Raw genomic sequence first — 24,154 nt, forward strand, 5'->3', positions numbered from 1 at the left:
TCGCAGAACCAGCGCAGAAGGGGCCCCGCCGATAATCGGCGCATGACCTCTTCCGTTGATACCACTGACAACGCCGCCGCCGACTTCAGTCGCCTGCCACTGAACCCGGCGATACTCGCCAACCTGGCGCTGCTGGGCTACACCCGCATGACGCCCATCCAGGCGGCCAGCCTGCCGGTGGCGCTGCTGGGCAAGGACCTGATCGCACAGGCCAAGACGGGCAGTGGCAAGACGGCGGCTTTCGCACTGGCGCTGCTGGCCAACCTCAATGCGCGCCGCTTTGCGGTGCAGGCCATGGTGCTGTGCCCTACGCGCGAGCTGGCCGATCAGGTGACCACTGAAATTCGTCGCCTCGCGCGGGCCGAAGAGAACATCAAGGTCGTCACGCTCTGTGGCGGCGTCGCGCTGCGCGGGCAGACGGCCAGCCTGGAACACGGCGCGCACATCGTGGTTGGCACACCCGGCCGCATCATGGACCACCTGGCGCGTGGCCACCTGAATCTGGAAGCGCTCAACACGCTGGTGCTTGATGAAGCCGACCGCATGCTGGACATGGGCTTTTTCGACGACATCGCCACGGTGGCGCGGCAGTGCCCACCCGAGCGGCAGACGCTGCTGTTCTCGGCCACTTACCCGGAAGGCATTGCCAAGCTGAGCCAGCAGTTCATGAAGGCGCCGCAGACCATCAGTGTGCAGGCGCAGCACGAGAAAAGCAAAATCCGCCAGCGCTGGTACGAGGTGAAGGAAAGCGAGCGACTGCACGCCGTGTCGCTGGTGCTCAATCACTATCGGCCTGTGAGCACGCTGGCGTTCTGCAACACCAAGGTGCAGTGCCGCGACCTGGTGGCTGTGCTGCGCGCGCAGGGCTTCAGCGCGCTGGCGCTTTATGGTGAGCTGGAGCAGCGCGAGCGCGACCAGGTGCTGGTGCAGTTTGCCAACCGCAGCTGCTCGGTGCTGGTGGCCACCGACGTGGCGGCGCGTGGCCTCGACATCACACAACTCGAAATGGTCATCAACGTCGATGTGACGCCCGACCCCGAGGTTCACATTCACCGCATCGGCCGCACCGGCCGTGCCGATGAAGAGGGCTGGGCCATCAGTCTGGCGAGCATGAACGAGATGGGTTCGGTCGGCAAGATCGAGCAGTTGCAGAAGGCCGAGTCGGACTGGCACAAACTCACCGAGCTGACACCCGCCAGCAAGGAGCCGCTGACACCACCGATGCGAACGCTGCAGATCGTCGGCGGCCGCAAGGAAAAAATCCGCGCCGGCGACGTGCTGGGCGCGCTCACGGGCGAGGCGGGTTTCACGCGCGAGCAGGTCGGCAAGATCAATGTCAACGAGTTCTCCACCTATGTGGCGGTGGACAGCCGTATTGCCAATGAGGCGCTGCACAAGCTCTCGACCGGGCGCGTCAAGGGCAAGAGCGTGAAGGTGCGCCTGCTGGATGAAGAGGCCTGATGGTCATGGCTGACTCGCAGACAGTGCCGCATTCAGTAGCCCTTGTGGTGGGCGCAGGCGGTGGCCTGGGTGCCGCTTTGGTGGCAGAACTCTCGCAGAGCCACGGCACCGTGCTGGCACTGGGCCGGACCACCCAGCCGGCGATTGATTTTTCTGACGAGGCCAGTATCGCCAGCGCAGCGGCCTGGGTGGCCGCCGAGTGCCAGCGGCTGCAAGGCGAGCTGCGGCTGATCGTCGTGGCCAGCGGCTTTCTGCATGGCGCGGCCGGTCAGCCCGAGCGCAGCTGGTCGCAGCTGAGCCCTGACTACCTGCAGCAGGTGTTTCTGGTCAACACCATCGGCCCGGCACTGCTGATGAAGCACCTGCTGCCGCTGCTGCCCAAGCAGGGGCGCTGCGTGGCGGCCTTCATCTCGGCCAAGGTCGGCAGCATCGGCGACAACGCGCTGGGCGGCTGGTACGGCTACCGGGCCTCCAAGGCAGCGCTCAACCAGCTGGTCAAGACGGCCTCCATCGAGCTGGCGCGGCGCAACCGGCAGGCGCTGTGTGTGGCGGTGCACCCGGGCACGGTGGACACGGCGCTGAGCCAGCCGTTTTCCAAAACCGGCCTGAATGTGCGCCCGCCCGCGCAGGCGGCGCGCGAGATTCTGACGGTGCTTCAGCAACTGCCGTTAGATGCGACAGGCCAGCTGGTGGACTACCAGGGGCAGACGTTGCCGTTCTGAGACTGCAGAAGGGCCAGGGCAGCCGGCCTGCCTGATCCAGTTCGCCCGACGCGCTGTGACCGTGGGCAGAGTGCCTCTGCCGTCGGCTGCGCTTCCTGTAGTCCTTCGCGCCACGCCGGTGCCAGACACTGCAGGCGCAGTGCCCGGGCCAAGTGCGCGACCACTCACTCTGGTAGCTGGTGGCGCCCACAATCGCTGTTCAACGCCCATGGCCCCCCGTGCGGCGACGCCTGCCTCCGGGCATTCCTCGAACATCCTCCCGAAAGCACCCATGGTCCGGCTCCAGTTTTCCATTGACCTGCATTACGACATCGCGCCGCCCGGCGCCGATTTCATTTTCAACATCCACGCCGCCCACACGCCCCAGCAGACCGTGCTGAGCGAAGACCTGCAGGTCAGCCAGAACGTGCCCTACACCATCGACACCGACCCGGCGAGCCGCAACCGCTATCTGCGCATGCAGGCCGGCGGTGGTCCGCTGCAGGTGCGCTACGCCGCGACGGTGGACATCGCCCACCATGAGGCCATGCCGCTGGAACTGGGCGAGGTGCCGGTCTGCCAGATTCCCGGTGCGGTGCTGCCCTATATGTATCCCAGCCGCTATTGCCAGTCTGACCGGCTGCAGAAGCTGGCCTTCAACGAGTTTGGCCATCTGCCGCAGGGCTACAGCCGGGCCGAGGCGATCTGCCAGTGGGTACAGCAGCGGGTGAGTTTTCAGTCCAACAGCACGCACGGCAGCACGTCGGCAGTGGACACGGTGATCGAGCGCGTCGGCGTGTGCCGCGACTTTGCGCACCTGATGATTGCGCTGTGCCGCGCCATCAACCTTCCAGCACGATTTGCCACTGGCATTGATTTCGGCGCCGACCCGTCGCTGGGCCCGACAGACTTTCACGCCTATGTGGAGGTGTACCTCGGGCACCGCTGGTACCTGTTCGATCCGTCAGGCACAGCGATTCCGATGGGTTTTGTGCGCTTTGCCACCGGTCGCGATGCAGCCGATGCGGCATTTGCCATGATGTTTGGCACCGTCAGCTCCGGGGCGCCGGTGATACAGATTCAGCCGGTTGCCAACGCGCACGGCGAAGTGGTGATGCCGCAGCGGGTGAACAGCGCGCTGTCGACCGACAGCGCCTGAGTTCGCTGCGTGCTTGCTGGCCTGCCTGTTTCAGGCCTCGGCGGCGGCACGCCGGCGCCGCTCGCGCCAGGCCTGCAACTCGCCGACCACGCCTTTGCGGAAAGCCAGCACGCACAGCACGAAGATCACCCCGATGATGACATTGACCCAGGCGCCCACCTTGTCGGCCAGCAGGTTCTGCAGCGAGATCACAATCGTCGAGCCCATGACGGGTCCGAAGAAGGTCCCTACGCCGCCGAGCAGACCCATCAGGATCACCTCGCCCGACATCGACCAGTGCACATCGGTCAGCGAGGCGAACCCCATGACGATGGTCTTGAGTCCGCCGGCCAGGCCTGACAGTGCGGCAGACAGCACAAAGGCCAGCAGCTTGTAGCGGTCCACCGCATAGCCCAGCGACGTGGCGCGAGGCTCGTTCTCGCGAATCATTTTCAGCACCTGCCCGAAGGGGGAGGTGACGACACGCATGATGCCCAGGAAGCAGGCCACGAAGATCGCCAGCACGACGTAGTACATGGTGATGTCCGAGGTCAGCGGCAGCACGCCGAACAGGCTGCCGCGCGGCACACCCTGAAGACCATCCTCGCCGCCGGTGAACGGTGCCTGCAGGCAGACAAAAAACACCATTTGTGCCAGCGCCAGGGTGATCATGGCGAAATAAATGCCCTGACGGCGAATGGCCACCACCCCGAACAGCAGACCGAGGCCGGCACCGGTCAGGATGCCTGCCACCAAGCCCAGCTCAGGCGTGAAGCCCAAAGCCTTCACCACCCAACCGGTCACATAAGCGGCCATGCCAAAGAAGGCGGCGTGGCCGAAGGACAGCAAGCCGGTGAAGCCGAGGAGCAGATTGAAGGCGCAGGCAAACAGGGCGAAGCACAGCAGCTTCATCACGAAGACCGGATACAAGCCGATCAGCGGCGCCACCAGCGCCAGCGCCAGCAGTGCAACGTAGGTGATGCCCGTCAATTTTTTGGCGTTGTTCATCGAATATCCATCGCACTGTGAAGCATGGTTTCAGCAGAGGCCGCAGACCTAGCTCTGCCTGTCCGCAGGGGTAGCGCCCCGTCAAGGGGCAGCGAACCACACGAAGTGGGGAGCGTGGGGGCCAAGGTTTTTCCGCCGGGCCGCCCCAAGGGAAAACGCGCCCCCTTGGGGGGCAGCGAACCACACGAAGTGGGGAGCGTGGGGGGCCACATCCTAGGCCTCTTTACCGAAAAGGCCAGCAGGCCGCACCATCAGCACGATGGCCATGATCGCAAACACCACCACGCTGGAGGCTTCGGGATAAAACACGCGGGTGAAACCCTCAATGATGCCGAGCATCATGCCAGTGATCACGGAGCCCAGGATGGACCCCATGCCGCCAATCACAACCACGGCGAACACGACGATGATGATGTTGGAGCCCATCAGGGGCTGCACCTGGTAGATGGGGGCAGCGAGCACGCCAGCCAGCGCGGCCAGCGCGGCGCCGGCCCCGTAGGTCAGCATGACCATCACGGGCACGTTCACGCCGAAGGCTTGCACCAGCTTCGAGTTTTCGGTCGCGGCGCGCAGGTAGGCGCCCAGCCGGGTGCGCTCAATGAGGAACCAGGTCCCTAGGCAGATCACGAGTGAGGCGACCACCACCCATGCCCGGTAATTCGGCAGGACCATGAAGCCCAGGTTGGTGGCGCCCTGCAGGGCCTCTGGCACCGGGTAGGACTGTCCGGACACGCCGTACTGGTCGCGGAAGATACCCTCCAGGATCAGCGCCAGGCCAAAGGTGAGCAGCAGGCCGTAGAGCGGGTCGAGCCCGTAGAGCCGCTTGAGCATGGTGCGCTCGATGACAACGCCCAGGGCGCCCACCAGCAGCGGCACGATCACCAGGGCCAGCCAGTAGTTCACTCCCCATTGGTCCATCAGGATCCAGGATACGAATGCGCCGACCATGTACAGCGCACCATGCGCAAAATTCACGATGTCCAGGAGCCCGAAAATCACAGCCAGTCCGAGACTGAGCATGGCGTAAAAGGCGCCGTTCACCAGTCCCAGCATCAGCTGCCCGAGAAAAGCCTGGATCGGTATCCCGAAGATCTCTGTCATAAGGTGTCTCTGTTGGTGAACCGGCCCTCCAGGGGCCGGTTCTGCTCTGTCTTTATCCCAAGCTTTCGCTTACTTCCAGAGCGGGCACTTGCTTTCGGCTTTGGTGGTCCAGGCTTCCTCGCCCTTGAACACCTGCACGACCTTGTAGTAGTCCCATGGCTCGGTGGATTCCGAAGGCTTCTTCACCTGCATCAGGTACATGTCGTGAATCACGCGGCCGTCGGCCCGCACGTAGCCGTTCTTCATGAAGACGTCGTTGAACTTGGCTTTCTTCATGTGGCCCAGCACCTTCTCGGTGTCGTCGCTGCCCACAGCCTTGACTGCGGCCAGGTACTGCAGCGAAGCGGAGTAGTCACCAGCCTGGATGGACGACGGCATGCGCTTCATCTTGTCGAAGAACTTGCGGCTCCAGTCACGCGATTCCTTGTTCTGGTTCCAGTACCAGCTGTCCGTGAGGTACATGTCCTGCGTGGTCTTCAGACCCAGCGAGTGGATGTCGTTGATGAACACCAGCAGACCCGCCAGCTTCATGGTCTTGGTGATGCCGAACTCGTTGGCGGCCTTGATGGAGTTGATCGTGTCGCCACCGGCGTTGGCCAGGCCGAGGATCTGCGCCTTGCTGCCCTGTGCCTGCAGCAGGAAGGAAGAGAAATCGCTGGCGTTCAGCGGTGCGCGCACCGAGCCGACGATCTTGCCACCGTTGGCTTCGACCACCTTGGTGGTGTCGGCCTGCAGCTGGTGACCGAACGCGTAGTCGGCGGTCAGGAAGTACCAGCTCTTGCCGCCCTGCTTGACCACGGCAGCACCCGTGCCTTTGGCCAGTGCGGTCGTGTCATAGGCCCAGTGCAGGGTGTAGGGGGTGCACTGGTCGTTGGTCAGCGCCGAAGTCGCTGCGCCGATAGAAATGAAGGGCTTTTTCTTTTCAGCCGCGACCTTGGCCATGGCGAGATTCGTGCCGGAGTTGGTGCCACCGATGAGCATGTCAACACCCTGGGTGTCGAACCACTCGCGCGCCTTGCTGGCGGCAACGTCAGGCTTGTTCTGGTGGTCAGCGGAAAGAACTTCAATTTTCTTGCCGTTGATGTTGCCGCCAGCGTCCTGGATGGCCATGCGAATGGCTTCGACGCTGCCCTGGCCGCCGATGTCCGCGTAAACGCTGGACATGTCGGTGATGACGCCGATGCGGATGACGTCACCGGATATCTGGGCAGATGCAGGCGCGGCAGCGCCAAACAGGGCCGAGGCAGCGAGTGCGCCGGCGGTGAACAGACGGTTGAACTTCATGTATGTCTCCTTTTAAAAATCAGTTTCGATGCGAACGGGAAAGTGGCATTTACAAAAATAGCGTTAGCAGGCCCTAGACGCCCAGGAACTCCTGGAGCATTGCGGTATTGGCTTTGAGCTCGCTCTGTGCGAATTCGCGCACGATCTTGCCGTGCTCCATGATGTAGAAGCGGTCGGCCAGTGGCGCGGCAAAGCGGAAGTTCTGCTCCACCAGCACGATGGTGTAGCCCTTGGCCTTGAGGGTGCGGATCATTTCGGCCAGCTTTTGCACGATGACCGGCGCCAAACCTTCAGAAATCTCGTCCAGCAGCAGCAGGCGTGCGCCGGTTCGCAGGATGCGAGCTACTGCCAGCATCTGCTGCTCGCCGCCGGACAGGCGCGTACCCGGGCTGGAGGCGCGTTCCTTCAGATTCGGGAACATGTCGTAAATGTCGGCCACCGACATGCCGCCTTCGCCAAGTGTCGGCGGAAGCATCAGGTTCTCTTCCGCAGTGAGGCTGGCGAAAATGCCGCGCTCTTCGGGGCAGTAGCCCACGCCGAGGCGGGCCACGCGGTGCGGCGGCATTTTGACGGCTTCCTGGCCGCGGATGCGGATGGATCCTTTGCGTGAGCTGGTCAGGCCGAGGATGGCGCGCATGGTGGTGGTGCGGCCGGCGCCGTTGCGTCCGAGCAGCGCTACCACTTCGCCTTCATTGACGGACAGGTTGACGCCATGCAGCACATGCGATTCGCCATACCAGGCGTGTAGTTCGTCGATCCGGAGGGCTTCAGTAGACATTCTGGACTCCGCCGTGTTGCCCCAGAGGTGCAAAAGCGCCCCCGGTGCACAGTGCATGACACGAGGTGAAAAGCGTGGGGGCCAACATCTAGTGGGCTCCCTGCAGTTCGGCATCGGTGGCACCCATGTACGCCTCGATGACTAGTGGGTTCTTTGATACCTCGGCATATGGCCCGTCTGCAATGATGGCGCCACGCTGCAGCACGGTGATGCGGTCGGCAATTGAGGCCACCACGTTCATGTTGTGTTCCACCATCAGGATAGTGCGGCCGGCTGAGACCTTCTTGATCAGTTGAGTCACCCGGTCCACGTCCTCGTGGCCCATGCCTTGCGTGGGTTCATCAAGCAGCATCAGCTCGGGCTCCAGCGCCAGAGTGGTGGCCAGCTCCAGCGCGCGCTTGCGGCCATAGGGCAGGTTGACGGTGAGCTCGTCGGCAAATTGGGTCAAGTCCACCTCGGCAAGCAGCTGATGAGCCCGCTCGTGCAGGTGGAACAGCGTGGATTCCGGCTTCCAGAAATGGAATGAGGTGCCCAGATTGCGCTGCAGCGCGGCGCGCACGTTTTCCAGCACGGTCATGTGCGGAAACACGGCGGAAATCTGGAATGACCGGACGATGCCGCGGCGTGCCGTCTGCGCCGGTTTTTCGTGCGTGATGTCCTGGCCGTTGAAGCTGATGGTGCCGCGCGTGGGCGTGAGGAACTTGGTCAGCAGGTTGAAGAACGTGGTCTTGCCCGCACCATTGGGGCCGATCAGCGCATGGATGTGCCCGCGCTGGACCTGGAGGTCCACGTCGTTGACGGCGACGAAGCCCTTGAACTCCTTCGCCAGACCCCGCGTTTCAAGAATGAACTCCACTGACAAATTGACTCTCCGGCAATAAGAACAACGCAGTCGCCGGGCGGCGGACACGCCAGACGCTGCCCTGCAGCGCCCCCGAAATTGCTGTGTGATCGTATCAATCGCTCCTGTACGGGGCTACCGGGTCAGACCCTTAAGTAGTTTTGCGTGCCGCTGAAGTGTGAGTTGACCGGGGTCTTCGGGGTGCACTCGCCTTGGGTTGTCGGCAATGCGGGTGAAAAGGTCTTTTGCACAAACTGGGCGGCGCGATGTGAGAGGATGGCGGCCATGCAAAATTTCTGGCCCACCAGCGGACTGGCCCAGCTGCAGCGCGACGCGCGCGGCTGGCTGAGGCCCACCGACGACTACTTCCGCCTGTTTCTGGCCCGGCCCGAACTGGCTCCCGTACCGGAGTCCTGCAAGGCCGAGCGCGCCCTGCATGCGGGTCTGCTGGCCGCGCCGTCGCGCCCTGTCACGCCTGCAGAAATCAAAGCCATGAAAGACGCGGACGCCCGCGAAAGCTACGCGCTGTTCCTGCGCTTTCGCGACGGCCTGCTGGCTGCCGGCACGCTGGAAGCCTACTACCTCAGCCTGTTTCCGCGCCAGGGTGGGGGGCACATCAACATCCCGCCGCTTTTCATCGATCTGATGGTCGAGGCGGTGGTGCACAGCCTGCTGGAGTCATCCGAAGACGCCTACGCGGTGCGCGCTGGCGAAATGCTGTTTCGCCCGCAGCGCATCAGCAATCAGGAGGGGCAGGTGCTCAGCGGCGACCGCGAGGTGATCGACCTCTTCAAGGACACCGGCGGCGTGGGCGACTTTGGCCGCTTTCTGGCCGAAGCGGGTGCGCCCCTGCGCACCATCGAGCTTCAGGTGCTCACTGACGACAACGCCGCCGATTACTGGCAGTCCGCCCAGCGCCACCGCCACTTGCTGGACCTGACACACGAGGTGACCAACGACCTCAGCCACGGCTTGGTGTTCACGATGACACGCGCGCGCTCTGGTCTGAAGGCGCTGGCCAGTGTGCTGCAGTTGTGGGTGCAGCACTTTCTGGGCGTGGCGGTCACCATCCGCCCGTTGCAGAAGGTGGACGACGAGGCCTGGCGCTGGCATGTCGGGCTGGATGTGGAGGCCACCGGTCTGCTCAACGACCTGTACGAAGACCGTGAAGTGGCGCCCGAGCGCATGCAGCGCCTGGTGAGCCTGTTCCGCCTCGGCTTTGCCAACCCGCAGGAAATGCGCGCCGATGTGTCGGGCAAGCCGGTTTATCTGGGCCTGATGATGAACACCGACGGCGTGGTGCGGCTCAAGCCGCAGAACCTGCTGGTGAACCTGCCGCTGGCGGCGACAGTCTGATTGGTGTCGGCGCGCCGGTAGTGCCTGACGCGGTGGCTCAAACGCTGCCTTCGGCCTCCACCACCAGTACCCGCGCCACGCCCAGCGGCACGGCCAGGTGCTCGCAGCCCTCGCCGGCAAAGAAGATGTCACCGGCCTCCAGCACCGTGCTGCACTGGCCACCGCCGTCGCGGTAGCGCATCTCCACCCGGCCGTCGAGCACGGCGAACACTTCTTCGCCGTCGTTCACATGCCATTTGTAGGGTTGGTCCGTCCAGTGCAGGCGGGTGGTGATGCCGCGCATATTGGCTACGGGCAATGCGCCCCAGGCCCGGCTGGCGGTGAAGTCCTTGCTGCGGATGATGTTCATGGCTGTGATGCGGCCCGGGCCGCCGAGTGGAACTGAACGGGATGCTACGCGGCTGCCGGTCGGCAATCATGATTTCGGCGCGGTGATTCATTCCGGTTACGCATCGGTGGCCGCGCGTGCAAGCTGCCATCGCCGGTCATCGCGGGCGAGGACGGTCAGCCCAGCCACCCAGCAAGCATCGAACAAGACACCCGCAGGGAGGGGTGTTCCAGGCCTCACAGGCCCGCCCGCCCGACTGGCTTAAAATCCGCGGGTACGCCTTTTTTTATACGGAGTCTTCCATGCCCAAGAAAATCAGAGTCGAGGCCGACATCTGCGCCCCGAAACCCATCCCCCCCAAGGGCTACACCATCACTTCCGGCCGTGGCCAGAAGGTGAGCCTCGAGCGCGGCACATCCACCCGCAGCAAGAAGAACCCGGGCAAGCGCCCCAAGAAGGGCGGCTGAGCCCCCACCGGTTTGTGGCCCGTACAGCGCCCGAATCGAAAAAGCGCCCTGAGGGGCGCTTTTTCATGCCTGTTTCCGTGGATAACTTCAACAGCAGAGGAGGTGCTTGTAGTGCAACTACACCACCTTCAGTTTTTGTTGGAAGTAGGTGTCGAGGCGATTGCAGGCCATCGGATGATCTCGGATTTCCCTGCGGCCACTGAAACCAGTTGGTGGATGGTCTGCCCAGCGAACACCTTTTCGCGCATGTCCTTTAGTATTTCCTGAGCGCCACCGAAAGGCGCCACCATGTCGATCAGCCATATCTGCGAGCCTGAATTCCAGTCGCTCATCGTCAACTGATGTGGTGCAGATTGATACCGCTGAGCCACGGCATCACTGAGCCGTGCCCAGGACACGAACGCTGCGGGGGCACCCTCCCGCAGGTACACCTTGGACTGCTCCAGAATCAGCGGCGGCATGACGCGCCATTCCAGTTCCCCCAGCAGCGTGTGGCGGCCAGCCGGTTGTTGCATCAGCAGCCATGTCACCGCGCCGAACAACGGAATCTTGGTGAGTGTTCGCTGCACCTGAGCCTGTGCCTGCGTTACCAATGCCGCCAGGTTATCTGGGGCTTTCGCGTCACTTGCTGGAGGCGGTGATGCATCCGGTGTCGCGGCGGCAGTACGTTTTTTCATGGTGTCTATTCCTCCAGCAGATTATTCATGACCTTCAAATCCGCTTCGCTCAACATCGCATTCGAGGCATCAAGCGTAAACCTCAATCCCGTTGGGTCATGTTAACTGTAATGGGTGGAAAACCAGCAATGCGACAATTCGTCCCATGACTTCAGCCACCCCTCAAACCCTCACTCTGATCCGCCCCGACGACTGGCATTTGCATGTGCGTGATGGCGATGCGTTGAACACTGTGGTGCCGCACACTGCGGTGCAATTTGGCCGGGCGATCATCATGCCCAACTTGCGGCCGCCGGTGACGACGGCTGCGCAGGCGGTGGCTTATCGCCAGCGCATTCAGGCGGCGGTGCCTGAGGGTGTGCAGTTTGAGCCCCTGATGACGCTGTATCTCACGGATAACCTGGCGCCTTACGAGATCAAGCGGGCGAAAGATGCGGGTGTGGTGGCAGCCAAGTTGTACCCGGCTGGCGCGACGACGAACAGCGATGCGGGTGTGACGGACCTGCGCAAGACCTACGCCACGCTGGAGGCGATGCAGCGCGAGGGCCTGCTGCTGCTGGTGCATGGCGAAGTGACTTCGCCTGACATTGACCTGTTTGACCGCGAGGCAGTCTTCATCGACAAGCAGCTCATTCCGCTGCGCCGTGATTTCCCCGAGCTGAAGATTGTGTTTGAACACATCACGACGCAAGAGGCGACGCAGTATGTCGACGAGGCAGACCGGTTCACAGGTGCGACCATCACGGCGCACCACCTGCTCTACAACCGCAACGCGATTTTCATGGGCGGCATTCGGCCGCACTACTACTGCCTGCCGGTACTCAAGCGTGAGACGCATCGGCTGGCGCTGGTTAAGGCGGCAACTGGCAGTAACGCACGATTCTTTCTTGGCACTGACAGCGCCCCGCATCCGGCACATCTGAAGGAACACGCTACCGGTTGCGCGGGCTGCTACACGGCTCATGCGGCGATGGAGCTGTATGCCGAAGCGTTTGAGGCAGCAGGTGCGCTCGACAAGCTGGAGGCTTTTGCCAGCTTCAATGGCGCTGATTTTTATGGGCTGCCGCGCAACACGGGCCACATCACGCTGACCCGCGAGAGCTGGCGTCCGCCAGAGAGATTTGCGTTTGGTGAGGGTGAGCTCAAGCCGCTGCGCTCAGGCGAAGCCCTTGCGTGGAGGCTGACATGAAGGGCACCCGGCCAGATGGCTACAAGATTGCTTTGCTGATTGATGCCGATAATGCGCCGGCAGCAAAAATTGAGGGCATCTTGAGCGAACTTTCCACTGTGGGAACCACTCATGTTCGCCGCGCCTATGGCAACTGGAAAAAAGACGGTCTCAAGGGGTGGGAAAGTAAGCTGCATGAGCACGCCATCCGCCCGATCCAGCAATTCGATCTGATCAAGGGAAAGAACGCTACGGATATCGCGATGACCGTCGATGCGCTAGAGCTTCTCTATGTTGACAAGCCCGACGCGTTTGCGATTGTTTCTTCGGATTGCGATTTCACACCCCTAGTCATGCATTTGCGCTCCAAGGGTGCCGAAGTATTCGGTTTTGGAAATACCGAGACCCCCAAACCATTTTTGAACGCCTGCTCGCTGTTTCTGTATGTCGAGAAGCTGGGCGACGAGTCCGACAGCGAACCTGGACCAGATTCAGAAGCGGGGAGTAAAACCGGCGGTCACCTGCGTGCTTCGCCTGTAGAGCTCAAGCAGAATACCGCACTCATTCTTCTCCTGCGCAATGCCATTAAGGCTGCCGCCGAGGAGGACGGCTGGGCCCGCGTCAGTGAAGTTGGTCATCAGATCCGGAACCAGTCTTCTGACCACTTTCGCAACTACGGCTATTCCAGTTGGACCAAACTGTTCAAGGTGATCGATCTGTTTGAGCTGCAGGGGGAGGGCTCGAATAATGTGTCGGTTCGGGATCGGCGCGTCGGCAAAAGCAACAAAGTCTGAGCGCTACGTTGACGCGTAGGCGCCACTTGTTTCCGAATGATCAAAGGTATTGACTGGAATCAGCCCTGGCTCACGCACCTTCGGGCGCTTGGAGAACGTGTCTTGGAGCAGCACCATCACGGCGGAGCGCTAGATCAGACGCTGAACAGTGCGCTGGACTCACCCGTGCGTTTCGTGCCTCAGAGCGAGTTACCTCACGGTGTAGCCTACGAGCAATTTATTTTTGATACTGGCACTGTACCCACGCGCGACAACCTGCACGATTTCTTCAATGGCCTGTGCTGGCTGCAGTTTCCGGCCACGAAGAGGCGGCTGAACAGTCTGCAGGCGGCTGAGATTGCCCAAGCGGGTGTGCAGAATGTGCGCGGCCCGGTGCGCGACGCGCTGACTCTGTTTGATGAGAACGCTGCGTTTCTGTCGGCGCCCGAGCCGCTCTGGGACGCATTGCAGGCAAGGGATTGGCACCGGCTGTTTGTTATGCACCGGCCGCTGTGGCAGCAGGCACGGTTGGTGCTCTTTGGGCATGCTCTGCTCGAAAAGCTGGTGCAGCCGCGAAAGGCCATCACCGCCCATGTGTACAAGGTACCGGAGACCGAACTGTCTCTGGCGGCGTTGGATGCCTGGGTGGCAGCCGACCTGAGCGCGGCCAAGCTCGCTGGCAAGCCTTTTGTCCCTCTGCCGGTGCTGGGCGTGCCTGGTTGGTGCGCCGGGAACGAGAACTTTTCATTTTATGATGACTCTTCTGTATTCCGCCCGCGCCTGCCACCCCAACAAGCTTAAAAAATCAGTGACATACCCCGGCAGCGCGACTTGAAGAGTCAGAGGTGACCCTCATATCCTGTGCACGGCGGAATTTCACCACCGACCCCACGGAGAATCCATGAAACGCATCTTTTTGTTTGTCCTCACCAACGTCGCGGTTGTCGTGGTGTTGGGTATTGTGGCCAGCCTGCTGGGCGTCAATCGCTTCCTGACGGCCAATGGCCTTGACCTGACGGCCCTGCTCGGCTTTGCGCTGATCATGGGTTTTGGCGGCGCCTTCATTTCGCTGCTGATCAGCAAGCCGGTCGCCAAGTGGAGCGCCGGGGTGCAGATCATTGACCAACCCCGGAACGCCGATGAGGCCTGGATTGTAGAAACCGTCCGCAAGCTGTCGGAAAAGGCCGGGATCGGCATGCCCGAGGTCGGTATTTTTGAGGGCGCGCCCAACGCTTTTGCCACCGGTGCGTTCAAGAACTCGTCGCTGGTGGCAGTTTCCACCGGCCTGCTGCAAGGCATGACGCGCGAAGAGATCGAGGCCGTTCTGGCCCACGAGGTGGCGCACGTTGCCAATGGCGACATGGTCACCATGGCCCTGATTCAAGGCGTGATGAACACCTTTGTGGTGTTCCTGTCCCGCGTGATCGGTTACGCGGTCGACAGCTTCCTGCGCCGCGGCAGCGACAGCAACTCCGGCCCGGGCATTGGCTACTACGTCAGCACCATCGTGCTGGACATCGTGCTCGGCTTTGCCGCCGCCATCGTCGTGGCCTGGTTCTCTCGCCAGCGCGAGTTCCGTGCCGATTCGGGTGCCGCTCAGCTGATGGGGCGCAAGCAGCCCATGATGAACGCGCTGGCACGCCTGGGCGGCATGCAGCCCGGCGAACTGCCCAAGGCGGTGGAAGCCATGGGCATCACCGGCGGCATGGGCAAGCTGTTTGCCACCCACCCGCCGATTGAAGAGCGGATTGCTGCGCTGCAGAACTCTCAGGTCTGATGCGCTGATGCTCACGAAAAAGCCGCTCTTGAAGCGGCTTTTTCTTTTTCTGGTCAGATATGGACTTCGAGATCAGGTTGAGCTTCAGTCTACCGTCACACCAGATTCCCTGACCACTTTGCCCAGACGCACCGTCTCGGTCCGGATCAATCCGCCGAACTGCTCTGCCGAGCCACCCACCACGGGTGTGCCCAGGGCTTCCCATTTCTTGCGGAACTCGGGTGTCTTGAAGATGGCGTTCAGGGTGCTGTTGAGTTTTTCGATGATGGCAGGTGGCGTGCCGGCGCGCACCGCAATGCCGTGCCAGCCGGTGAACTCGTAGCCAGGCACGCCCGCTTCAGCCATGGTGGGCACATTGGGCAGCGAGGGGCTGCGTTTGGTGGATGTCACAGCCAACGGGACCAGCTTGCCGCCCTGGATGTGCGGCAGCGAGCTGCCGAGGATGTCGAACATCACATTCACCTGGCCGCCCAGCAGATCGTTCAGGGCTGGGCCAGCACCGCGGTAGGGGATGTGGGCCATCTTCACACCCATCTGGGTGTTGAATATCTCACCAGCCAGGTGCTGCGGCGTTCCATTGCCAGCAGACGCAAAGCTCAACTCAGGCTTCTTCGACTTCGCCATGGCCACCAGGTCCTTGACGCTTTTCACGCCGAGTGCAGGGTTGACTTCCAGCACCAGCGGGAACGATGAAATCTGGATCACAGGCGCCAGATCGGTCAGCGGATTGAAGGGCATGCTGCGAAACAGGTTGGTGTTCACCGCCATCGGGCCGCTGGCGGCCAGCAGCAGGGTGTAGCCATCGGCAGGCGCAATTTTGGCGACTTCGTTGCTGCCCACGTTGCCCCCCGCACCGGCGCGGTTGTCGATCACCACGGTCTGGCCCAGTCGGGTTTGCAGCTCTGTCTGCAGCAGGCGCGCCATCAGGTCAGTCGGGCCACCCGGTGGGTAAGGCACGATGAAGCGGATTGGTTTGCTGGGGTAGTTGTCTTGCGCAAAGGCAGGCAGCGCGCCGAGGCTGGCGACGCCCAGGCTCGCGACACCGACGGCGGTGAGCTGTTTCAGGAAGGTCGAGCGGTTCATGTTGTCTCCGTATGGTTATCGATAGAAAGCGAATGGTTCAATCTTGCAGCGTGTCTGGTCAGGCGACCTGATACATCGCGCGGATGTCGTCTGGGGTGGCCAGCGGCCTGCCCAGGCTGGCGGCAGCGCGAGCGGCCTGGGCGACCAGCGCGGCGTTGTCGGGTGCCTTGTCGCCGTTGTACAGGTACAGGTTGTTTTCAAAGCCCACCCGCACATGACCCCCCATCGCCGCAGCGGCGGTGACACAGGCGTGCTCTGACGCACCAAACGCGCACACCGACCACGGCTCCGGGCCCTGATGGGCGGCAAGAAAGGGCACCAGATCGCGCGGGTCCGAGACCTGGCCGACGCTGTAACGGCCCAGCACATAGAGCAGCGACCAGGCGTTGTCGGGAATGACACCGCTGGCGCGCAGGGCTTGCCAGCGTTGCACGTCTTTCACGTCGTACAGGATCACCTGGGTCATGATGCGGCTGGCGGCGAGCCAGCTGAAGAACTCAGCGAGACCTGCCTCGCCAATCTCGGGCTGGTCCAGTTCGCGCAGGCCGACGGAGACGGCTTCCGGACGCAGCTCACGCACCATGGCGATTTGCGCCGGCGCCTGGTAAACCTTGGCGGCCTCGCTGGTGACTTGCAGCACCATGTGCTTGCCGACAGCAGTGCGCACCACGGCCAGTGCCTCGCGGTAGCCTTCCACATCCAGGCTGTGACGCCCCTGGCTGTCGCGGATGTGAAGGTGCAGCATGGCCGCGCCAGCGTCCAGACATTGCTTGGCGGTGCGGGCCAGCGCGTCGGCGGTGACCGGCAGAGCTGGGTGGTCGGTGGTCTGTTTGTAAGCGCCGTTGGGCGCTGCCATCAGGATCAGGGGAGTCATGCTCATGAGTTGCCTTGGGTCTTTCTCTTCAGTTCTCGTGCTCATCTGCGGTATCGAGCGTGGGCAGCTCGCTGGCCAGCAGGGCCAGACCTTGTTGCAGCAGGCGGTTGTAGCGGGCCTGCTCGGCCATGCGCTTGTCTTCAGGCCAGTCGTAAAAGCCGGCACCGGTTTTCATGCCCAGACGGCCAGCGGCCACGCGCTCGCGCAGCGCCAGCGCCGGCTGGTCGGCTTTGCTGAGGCTGGGGTACATGGTGGCCGCTGCGGCGCAGTGCACGTCCAGACCCGCGTGGTCGCGCTGCATCACCGGGCCTGCGGCGAGGAAGCGAAAACCAAAGCCGAAGCGCACTGCTGCGTCTACGTCTTCGGCGGTGGCCACGCCTTCGTCAATCATCGCGAAGGCCTCGCGGGCCAATGCGTGCTGGAGGCGGTTGGCCAGAAAGCCGGGCTTGTCCTTGCGTACCAGCACCGGCACATTGCCGCAGCCGCGCATGTAGGTGCACAGGCGCTCGGCCTGGGCCATATCGCTTTGCGGGCCGAGCACCACTTCCACCAGCGGCACCAGATGGGCCGGCATGAAGAAGTGCAGGCCCAGCATGCGCGCCCGGGTTGGCAGACCTTCAGCGATGGCGCTGATCGGAAAGCTGGAGCTGTTGCTGGCCAGCACGGTGCCCGCGGGCGCTAGTTTCACGAGCTCGGCAAACAGCGCCTGCTTGAGCGCGAGCTTTTCAGGAATGCATTCAATCACCAGCGCCACATCAGCCCACGGCACATCGCTCAGCAGGGCGACGGCGGTGACGCGGTCGGTACGGCGTGCCAGGCCCAGGGGTTCGAGCCCGGCGCGGACATGGTCGCGCAGGCCGGCGCGCTTGCCTTCGTGGGTGTCCACCACCGTCACGCGGCAGCCGCCACGGGCCAGAACGACGGCGACATCGGCACCCATAGTGCCGGCGCCGATGACCACGGCATGGGTGTTTTTGGGATGGGCGGGCAACAGGTTCACGGTGAAGGGTGGGCTCTGCGGGCAGGGCGGGGGAAGTGAAAGTAGGCGAAGTGTAGGAAGCGGGTATTGAGCTGTCCAACCGTTTTTATCGATAAACTGACTCGTCATGCAAATCAATTGGTCGGTCCGTGAGCTGGACGTGTTTTTGTCGCTGTCGCAGACGCTGAGCTTTCGGCGCACTGCCGCGCAGGTCAACCTGTCGCAGTCGGCGGTGTCCGGCGTCATCACCCGGCTGGAAGAGGCGCTGGGCGTGCGTCTCTTTGACCGGACCACGCGCAGCGTGCAGCTCACCGGCGCCGGCCAGGTGTTTGCCGACCAGGCGCTGCTGATGCGCACCCAGACCGACGAAGCCGTGCGTGCGGTGCGCGATGTGGCGGAACTGCAGGTGGGCAATGTCCGGCTGGCGGCCATGCCGTCGCTGGCAGCCACGGTGGTGCCAATGGCCTGTGCGCGTTACCGCCTGCGCTTTCCAGGTGTGCAGTTCCAGATCTTCGACAGCCTGTCAGGGCCCGCCTTCGATCTGGTGCGTGCCGGGCAAGTGGATTTTGCCCTCACTGCCGCCAACCCGGCCTATACCGACCTCGACTACACGCCGCTGGCAGAAGATGGCTTTGTGCTGCTGATTCCGCCCGGGCATCCGCTGGCGGCCGCGCGTGGCCCGCTGCGCTGGGTGGACATTGCCAACCTCACGCACATCTCCATGCCCTTGCCGACCAGCGTGCGGCAGTACGCCGACGCCGCCCTGTTGCAGCACCGCGTGCGTTTTGCGCCGGTCTATGAATTGGAGCACCTAGCCAGTATCACCGCCATGGTGGCCAGCGGACTGGGTGTGGCGGCCTTGCCTGAACTCGCCGCAGCGGTGGCGCCCATGCCCGGCGTGGTGCGGCGGCGCATTGTGGAGCCCGATATTTCACGGCCCATCGGGCTGGTCACCCGGCGATTTCGCAGCCTGTCGCCAGCTGCGACCGCGCTGGTGGCGATGCTGCGCGAGGAAATGGCGCGGCTTGCACCAGCCACCGCTCGCCCCGTGGCAAGCGGCGAGGCCCGGAAACCGATCAAATCAAGGGTTAACCCTTGATTCGGCTAGTGACCGGGCTCTAGAAAAATAAGGCGCCACTGCAATACGCGACAAGGGAAAGTGCTGCAGAATAGAACGACCGTTCGTTTTATTCCTCAGCACCATGACACTAGCTCCACCTGTTGCCCTCTCGACGCGCCGCCCGGCCAAGGGGGCAAGCTCAGGTGTGACCACGGGTGCGCTTCTGAAAAGCCAGCAAAAAGGCCAGCAGACCAAGGCCGCCATCGTGGACGCCGCGCTCGGACTGGCCACACAGATCGGGCTGGAAGGCCTGAGCATAGGCGCGCTGGCCGAGGTGATGCAGATGAGCAAGTCCGGCGTGTTCGCCCATTTCGGCTCGCGTGAGGAACTGCAGATTTCCGTGATCCGCGAATACCATGCACGCTTTGAGGAAGAGGTGTTCTTCCCCGCGCTGCGCGAAGCGCGCGGCCTGCCCCGTTTGCGCGCGCTTTTCCAGAACTGGATGAACCGCACCTCGGTCGAAATCGACTCGGGCTGCCTTTACATCAGCGGCGCGGTGGAGTTTGACGACCGCCCGGGCCCGGTGCGCGATGCGTTGGCCGGTTCGGTGCGCACCTGGCTTGCGGCCATGTACCGCGCGGTGGTGCAGGCCAAGGAAGCCGGCCACCTGAATTCCGATGCCGATGAACATCAGATGGCGTTCGAGATCCACGGCCTGATTCTCGCCCTTCACTACGAAGCCCGTTTCCTGAAGACCCCCGGATCCATCGACAGGGCCAAGGCGGGCTTCACCAACATCCTCATGCGCTACGGCAGCGCCGCTGCCAGCGACCAGCCAACGAATCCCACCAAAAAATCTTCCGGCAAAGCGTCTGTGAAATCTCCCATCAAAGCGCCCGGTTCCCCCACCCGTTAATTTCCAAGGACATTCCATGCCCCAGTACACCCCGCCCCTGCGCGACATGCAGTTTGTGATGCACGAAGTGCTCAAGGTCACCGACGAACTGAAGCTGATTCCGCGCCATGCCGACATCGACGCCGACACCATCAACGCCGTGCTTGAAGAGGGCGGCAAGTTCGCCGCCGAGGTGACCTTTCCGCTCAATATCAGCGGCGACGAAGAAGGCTGCACGCTCGACAAGACCACCCACGAGGTCACCGCACCCAAAGGCTTCAAGGAAGCCTATGCCAAGTACGTCGAAGGCGGCTGGCCCGCGCTGAGCTGCGACCCGGAATACGGCGGCCAGGGCCTGCCGTTTGTGGTCAACCAGTGCTTCTATGAAATGCTCAACTCGGCCAACCAGGCCTGGACCATGTACCCCGGCCTCTCGCATGGTGCCTATGAAGCGCTGCACGCGCATGGCACCGAAGAGCAGAAAAAACTCTACCTGCCCAAGCTGGTCAGCGGCGAGTGGACCGGCACCATGTGCCTGACCGAGCCGCATTGCGGCACCGACCTCGGCATGCTGCGTACCAAGGCCGAGCCACAGCCTGACGGCACCTATCGCCTGACGGGCACCAAGATCTTCATCAGCGCCGGTGAGCACAACCTCGCCCCCAACATCCTGCACCTGGTGCTGGCCCGCCTGCCGGACGCGCCGCAGGGCAGCAAGGGCATCAGCCTGTTTGCAGTGCCGAAGTACAACGTCAATGCCGATGGCAGCCTCGGTGCGCGCAACGGCATTTTCTGCGGCGGCCTCGAACACAAGATGGGCATCCACGGCAACGCCACCGCGCAGATGGTGCTGGACAACGCGGTGGGCACACTGGTGGGTGCGCCCAACAAGGGTCTTGCCGCGATGTTCGTGATGATGAACGCGGCCCGCCTGGGGGTGGGCAACCAGTCGCTGGGCCTGACGGAAGTGGCCTACCAGAACGCGCTGGCCTATGCCAAGGACCGCATCCAGATGCGCTCGCTGTCCGGCGTGAAAGCCAAGGACAAACCCGCCGATCCGATCATCGTGCACCCGGATGTGCGCAAGATGCTGCTGACCGCCAAGGCCTACGCCGAAGGTGGCCGTGCGCTGGCGATTTACTGCACGCTACTGCTCGACAAGGAGCTTTACCACCCCGACGAAAAGGTGCGCAAAGACGCTGGCGAGGTGGTGGCTCTGCTCACCCCCATCGTCAAGGCCTTTCTCACCGACAACGGCCACATCGCCACCAACGCCTGCATGCAGGTGTTCGGCGGCCATGGCTTCATCAAGGAATGGGGCATGGAGCAGCTGGTGCGCGACAACCGCATCAACATGATTTATGAAGGTACCAACACCATCCAGTCGCTGGACCTGCTGGGCCGCAAGATTTTGGGCAACAACGGCGCCACGCTCAAAAAATTCGGCAAACTGATCGCTGCGCTGATCGAGGAAGAGGGCGTCAACGAGAAGATGGCCGAGTTCATCAACCCGCTGGCCTACCTCGCTGACCAGATGACCAAGTTCACCACCGAACTCGGCTTCAAGGGCTTCCAGAACCCGGACGAAGTGGGTGCCGCTGCGGTCGACTACCTGCGCGTGGCCGGGCATCTGGTGTTCGGCTACTTCTGGGCTCGCATGGCGCAGGTGGCATTGCGCGAAGTGGCCGCCGGCAACGCCGACCCCTTCTATTTGGGCAAGCTGCAGACGGCACGCTTCTATTTCGCCAAGCTGTTCCCGGAGACGGCAACGCTGATGCGTACCGCCCGCTCCGGCAGCAAGGCGCTGATGGATACCGACGCGGCGTTGGTTTGATTCACCCCGCCTGCATCTCACTTCGTGTAGATGCATCCCCCCTCCAGGGGCGGCAGCAGTGGCCCGGCGAAGCCGGTTCCACGCTGCCACTGGCAAGGGACCTAACAGAATGCGTCATCGATAAGGAATGAACATGTCACGTTTTCAGGTCAAGAAAGTCGCCGTGCTCGGTGCCGGTGTCATGGGTGCGCAGATTGCCGCTCATCTGGTCAACGTCAAGGTGCCGGTGATCCTGTTTGACCTTCCGGCGAAGGAAGGCCCGAAGAACGGCATCGTCACCCGGGCGATTGAAGGGCTCAAGAAGCTCAAGCCTGCGCCGCTGGGCGTGCCGGAAGACGCGGCGCTGATCCAGCAGGCCAACTACGAGGAGCACATGGAGCTGCTGCGCGAATGCGACCTCGTCATCGAGGCGATTGCCGAGCGCATGGACTGGAAGACCGACCTGTACCACAAGATCGCGCCTTTCATTGCCGAAGGCGCTATCGTCGCCAGCAACACCTCGGGCCTGTCGATCACCAAGCTGAGCGAGGCGCTGCCCGAGTCCATCAAGCCGCGCTTTTGCGGCATTCACTTCTTCAACCCGCCGCGCTACATGACGCTGGTGGAGCTGATCAACACGCCCACCACCGAACCCCGCGTGCTCGACGACCTGGAAGCCTTTGCCGTCAGCGCGCTGGGCAAGGGCGTGATCCGTGCGCACGACACGCCCAACTTCATCGCCAACCGGGTGGGCATTGCCAGCATGCTGGCCACCATCAAGGAAGCTGAAAATTTCGGCCTGACCTATGACGTGGTCGACGACCTCACCGGAAAGAAGCTGGGCCGCGCCAGCTCGGGCACCTTCCGCACTGCCGACGTGGTGGGGCTGGACACCATGGCCCATGTCATCAGGACACTGCAGGACAATCTCGGCCCCGGCAAGGTCGAAGACCCGTTTGCCGACACCTACGGCACGCCGCCGGTGCTGGCCAAACTGCTTGAATCCAAAAGCCTGGGCCAGAAGACTGGCGCCGGCTTTTACAAGAAGGTCGGGCGCGACATCCTGCGCCTGGACCCGGAGACGATGGAGTACGTCACCGCCGGTGCCAAGGCTGACGAGGTGGTGGGCCGCATGCTGAAGAAGCCTGCTGGCGAGCGCCTCAAGCTGCTGCGCGAAGCCGAGGGCGCCGAAGCGCGCTTCCTCTGGGCCATCCTGCGCGACCAGTTCCATTACGCCGCCGTGCATCTGGAGAGCATTGCCGAAACCGCACGCGACATCGACTTTGCCATGCGCTGGGGCTTTGGCTCCAAGCAGGGCCCCTTCGAGCTGTGGCAGCAGGCCGGCTGGAAGCAGGTCGCGACCTGGATCCAGGAAGACATCGACGCCGGCAAGGCCCTGTGCAAGGCGCCGCTGCCCGCCTGGGTGTTCAAGGGCCCGGTCGCGGACGCAGGCGGTGTGCACACGCTGGAAGGTTCGTGGAGCGCCTCTGCCAATAAGTTCATCCCCCGTCGCCAGTTGCCAGTGTATGAACGGCAGCATTTTCCTGAAGACGTGCTGGGCGCCAAAGCGCCTGCCTTCCAGACCGCCGGCACCACGCTACATGAAGACGACGCGATCCGCCTCTGGACGCTGGCAGGTAGCGACAGCGACGTGCTGATCGCCAGCATCAAGACCAAGATGCATGCCATCAGCCCGGACGTGGCCGAAGGCCTGGCGATGGGCGTGGAGCTGGCAGAGAAAAGCCACAAGGGCATGGTCATCTGGTCGAATGACGAGATGTTCTCTGCCGGTGCCGACCTGCAGGCCATGCTGCCCGCCTTCATGATGGGCGGCGCCAAGGCGATTGAAGGCGCAGAAGCGGAGTTGCAGAACGTGATGCTGAAACTGCGCTACGCCGCTGTTCCGGTGGTGTCGGCAATTCGCGGGCTGGCGCTGGGCGGTGGCTGCGAGATGGCGGTGTACTCTGCTAAACGCGTGGCCGCGATGGAAAGCTACATCGGCCTGGTGGAAGTCGGTGTGGGCCTGGTGCCGGGTGCGGGTGGTCTGGCCTACATCGCCCGCCGCGCTGCAGAAAACGCCGCTGCCTCCACCAACAAGGACATCCTCCCCTTTCTCACCGAAGGCTTCACCGCCGCTGCCATGGCCAAGGTCGGCACCAGCGCGATCGAGAGCCGCAAGATCGGCTATCTGCTCGACAGCGACGTCATCGTGCCGAACAAGGACGAGCTGCTGTTTGTCGCGATCAACGAAGCCCGCGCGATGTTCCATTCGGGCTACCGCGCACCGCACCGCCGGCCCTTCCCGGTGGTGGGCTGCAATGGTCTTGCCACCATCAAGGGTCAGCTGGTCAACATGCGTGACGGCGGCTTCATCAGCGCGCATGACTTCCACATCGCCAGCCTGATTGCCAACGTGGTGTGCGGCGGTGACGTCGATGCAGGCACGCTGGTGACCGAGGAGTACCTGATGACGCTGGAGCGCCAGGCTTTCTGTTCGCTGCTGGAGCATCCCAAAACGCAGGAGCGGGTGATGGCAATGATGAGCACCGGTAAACCGCTTCGTAATTGATCAAGCTACTGCGGAGCCACCAT

General features: G+C 62.8%; 23 protein-coding genes. 13 read left to right on the plus strand and 10 right to left on the minus strand.

The window, feature by feature from the left end; genetic code table 11:
* Positions 1 to 42: 42 nt before the first annotated feature.
* The 3 genes from dbpA (at position 43) to AAG793_RS10585 (ending at position 3,321) form a co-directional block, all read left to right on the plus strand.
* Positions 43 to 1,461: an ATP-dependent RNA helicase DbpA gene (dbpA, locus tag AAG793_RS10575; protein WP_341907892.1), complete on the plus strand. Its 1,419-nt coding sequence runs from the start codon at positions 43 to 45 to the stop codon at positions 1,459 to 1,461.
* Between the two features lie 5 nt (positions 1,462 to 1,466).
* The gene (locus tag AAG793_RS10580; RefSeq protein ID WP_341907895.1) at positions 1,467 to 2,183 is read left to right on the plus strand and encodes an SDR family NAD(P)-dependent oxidoreductase; all 717 of its coding nucleotides are present in this window, start codon (positions 1,467 to 1,469) and stop codon (positions 2,181 to 2,183) included.
* A 271-nt stretch (positions 2,184 to 2,454) separates the two neighbouring features.
* Positions 2,455 to 3,321 carry a transglutaminase family protein gene (locus AAG793_RS10585; protein ID WP_341907897.1) on the plus strand — a complete coding sequence of 289 codons (867 nt, stop codon included), beginning with the start codon at positions 2,455 to 2,457 and terminating at the stop codon, positions 3,319 to 3,321.
* 30 nt (positions 3,322 to 3,351) lie between these two features.
* Here AAG793_RS10585 and AAG793_RS10590 read toward each other — a convergent pair whose 3' ends face one another.
* The 5 genes from AAG793_RS10590 to AAG793_RS10610 form a co-directional block, all read right to left on the minus strand.
* Complete coding sequence (locus AAG793_RS10590; protein ID WP_341907900.1) at positions 3,352 to 4,308, minus strand: branched-chain amino acid ABC transporter permease; 957 nt, start codon at positions 4,306 to 4,308, stop codon at positions 3,352 to 3,354.
* A 213-nt stretch (positions 4,309 to 4,521) separates the two neighbouring features.
* Complete coding sequence (locus AAG793_RS10595; RefSeq protein ID WP_341907902.1) at positions 4,522 to 5,409, minus strand: branched-chain amino acid ABC transporter permease; 888 nt, start codon at positions 5,407 to 5,409, stop codon at positions 4,522 to 4,524.
* A 69-nt stretch (positions 5,410 to 5,478) separates the two neighbouring features.
* The gene (locus AAG793_RS10600; RefSeq protein WP_341907905.1) at positions 5,479 to 6,693 is read right to left on the minus strand and encodes an ABC transporter substrate-binding protein; all 1,215 of its coding nucleotides are present in this window, start codon (positions 6,691 to 6,693) and stop codon (positions 5,479 to 5,481) included.
* A 73-nt stretch (positions 6,694 to 6,766) separates the two neighbouring features.
* Positions 6,767 to 7,471, minus strand: a complete 705-nt coding sequence (locus AAG793_RS10605; RefSeq protein ID WP_341907907.1) for an ABC transporter ATP-binding protein — start codon at positions 7,469 to 7,471, stop codon at positions 6,767 to 6,769.
* An 88-nt stretch (positions 7,472 to 7,559) separates the two neighbouring features.
* A complete protein-coding gene (locus tag AAG793_RS10610) occupies positions 7,560 to 8,333 on the minus strand; it encodes an ABC transporter ATP-binding protein (protein WP_341907910.1) in 774 nt (257 codons plus the stop codon).
* A 264-nt stretch (positions 8,334 to 8,597) separates the two neighbouring features.
* Between AAG793_RS10610 and AAG793_RS10615 the strand changes: the two genes are divergently transcribed.
* Positions 8,598 to 9,668 carry a DUF6352 family protein gene (locus AAG793_RS10615; RefSeq protein ID WP_341907913.1) on the plus strand — a complete coding sequence of 357 codons (1,071 nt, stop codon included), beginning with the start codon at positions 8,598 to 8,600 and terminating at the stop codon, positions 9,666 to 9,668.
* A 37-nt stretch (positions 9,669 to 9,705) separates the two neighbouring features.
* Here the strand turns inward: AAG793_RS10615 and AAG793_RS10620 are convergent, their stop codons facing one another.
* Entirely contained in the window at positions 9,706 to 10,017 is a 312-nt protein-coding gene (locus tag AAG793_RS10620) for a cupin domain-containing protein (RefSeq protein WP_341907915.1), read from the minus strand.
* A gap of 281 nt (positions 10,018 to 10,298) precedes the next feature.
* Between AAG793_RS10620 and AAG793_RS10625 the strand changes: the two genes are divergently transcribed.
* On the plus strand, positions 10,299 to 10,463 hold the full coding sequence (locus AAG793_RS10625) for a hypothetical protein (protein WP_341907918.1): 165 nt from the start codon (positions 10,299 to 10,301) through the stop codon (positions 10,461 to 10,463).
* A 128-nt stretch (positions 10,464 to 10,591) separates the two neighbouring features.
* Here AAG793_RS10625 and AAG793_RS10630 read toward each other — a convergent pair whose 3' ends face one another.
* Entirely contained in the window at positions 10,592 to 11,140 is a 549-nt protein-coding gene (locus AAG793_RS10630) for a toxin-activating lysine-acyltransferase (RefSeq protein ID WP_341907920.1), read from the minus strand.
* A gap of 145 nt (positions 11,141 to 11,285) precedes the next feature.
* On the opposite strand from AAG793_RS10630, the gene pyrC reads away from it, so the two are divergent.
* From pyrC to htpX, 4 genes are all read left to right on the plus strand, one after another.
* Complete coding sequence (gene pyrC, locus AAG793_RS10635) at positions 11,286 to 12,329, plus strand: dihydroorotase (protein ID WP_341907922.1); 1,044 nt, start codon at positions 11,286 to 11,288, stop codon at positions 12,327 to 12,329.
* Positions 12,326 to 13,102, plus strand: a complete 777-nt coding sequence (locus tag AAG793_RS10640; protein ID WP_341907925.1) for an NYN domain-containing protein — start codon at positions 12,326 to 12,328, stop codon at positions 13,100 to 13,102. Before pyrC ends, AAG793_RS10640 begins: the two co-directional genes overlap by 4 nt.
* Before the next feature lie 36 nt (positions 13,103 to 13,138).
* The gene (locus AAG793_RS10645; RefSeq protein WP_341907928.1) at positions 13,139 to 13,882 is read left to right on the plus strand and encodes a DUF3025 domain-containing protein; all 744 of its coding nucleotides are present in this window, start codon (positions 13,139 to 13,141) and stop codon (positions 13,880 to 13,882) included.
* Positions 13,883 to 13,982: 100 nt separating this feature from the next.
* Positions 13,983 to 14,858 (plus strand): protease HtpX, encoded by an 876-nt coding sequence (htpX, locus tag AAG793_RS10650; RefSeq protein WP_341907931.1) that lies wholly within the window; start codon positions 13,983 to 13,985, stop codon positions 14,856 to 14,858.
* Positions 14,859 to 14,942: 84 nt separating this feature from the next.
* Here the strand turns inward: htpX and AAG793_RS10655 are convergent, their stop codons facing one another.
* Genes AAG793_RS10655 through AAG793_RS10665 form a run of 3 tightly spaced genes read right to left on the minus strand, consistent with a single transcriptional unit; the run spans position 14,943 to position 17,809 of the window.
* The gene (locus AAG793_RS10655) at positions 14,943 to 15,941 is read right to left on the minus strand and encodes a tripartite tricarboxylate transporter substrate binding protein (RefSeq protein ID WP_341907935.1); all 999 of its coding nucleotides are present in this window, start codon (positions 15,939 to 15,941) and stop codon (positions 14,943 to 14,945) included.
* A 58-nt stretch (positions 15,942 to 15,999) separates the two neighbouring features.
* Positions 16,000 to 16,821, minus strand: coding sequence for a 3-keto-5-aminohexanoate cleavage protein (locus AAG793_RS10660; protein ID WP_341907937.1), 822 nt, complete (start codon positions 16,819 to 16,821; stop codon positions 16,000 to 16,002).
* A gap of 22 nt (positions 16,822 to 16,843) precedes the next feature.
* Positions 16,844 to 17,809, minus strand: coding sequence for a 3-hydroxyacyl-CoA dehydrogenase NAD-binding domain-containing protein (locus tag AAG793_RS10665; RefSeq protein WP_341908417.1), 966 nt, complete (start codon positions 17,807 to 17,809; stop codon positions 16,844 to 16,846).
* A 112-nt stretch (positions 17,810 to 17,921) separates the two neighbouring features.
* On the opposite strand from AAG793_RS10665, the gene AAG793_RS10670 reads away from it, so the two are divergent.
* From AAG793_RS10670 to AAG793_RS10685, 4 genes are all read left to right on the plus strand, one after another.
* Entirely contained in the window at positions 17,922 to 18,893 is a 972-nt protein-coding gene (locus AAG793_RS10670; RefSeq protein WP_341907939.1) for a LysR family transcriptional regulator, read from the plus strand.
* Between the two features lie 103 nt (positions 18,894 to 18,996).
* Entirely contained in the window at positions 18,997 to 19,770 is a 774-nt protein-coding gene (locus AAG793_RS10675) for a TetR/AcrR family transcriptional regulator (RefSeq protein WP_341907944.1), read from the plus strand.
* A 16-nt stretch (positions 19,771 to 19,786) separates the two neighbouring features.
* Positions 19,787 to 21,583, plus strand: a complete 1,797-nt coding sequence (locus tag AAG793_RS10680; protein WP_341907945.1) for an acyl-CoA dehydrogenase C-terminal domain-containing protein — start codon at positions 19,787 to 19,789, stop codon at positions 21,581 to 21,583.
* A 133-nt stretch (positions 21,584 to 21,716) separates the two neighbouring features.
* Positions 21,717 to 24,131 (plus strand): 3-hydroxyacyl-CoA dehydrogenase/enoyl-CoA hydratase family protein, encoded by a 2,415-nt coding sequence (locus AAG793_RS10685; protein WP_341907948.1) that lies wholly within the window; start codon positions 21,717 to 21,719, stop codon positions 24,129 to 24,131.
* Positions 24,132 to 24,154 lie beyond the last annotated feature (23 nt).

It is taken from the genome of Polaromonas sp. YR568 (genome assembly GCF_943372955.1).
Taxonomy (GTDB): Bacteria; Pseudomonadota; Gammaproteobacteria; order Burkholderiales; family Burkholderiaceae_C; genus Polaromonas.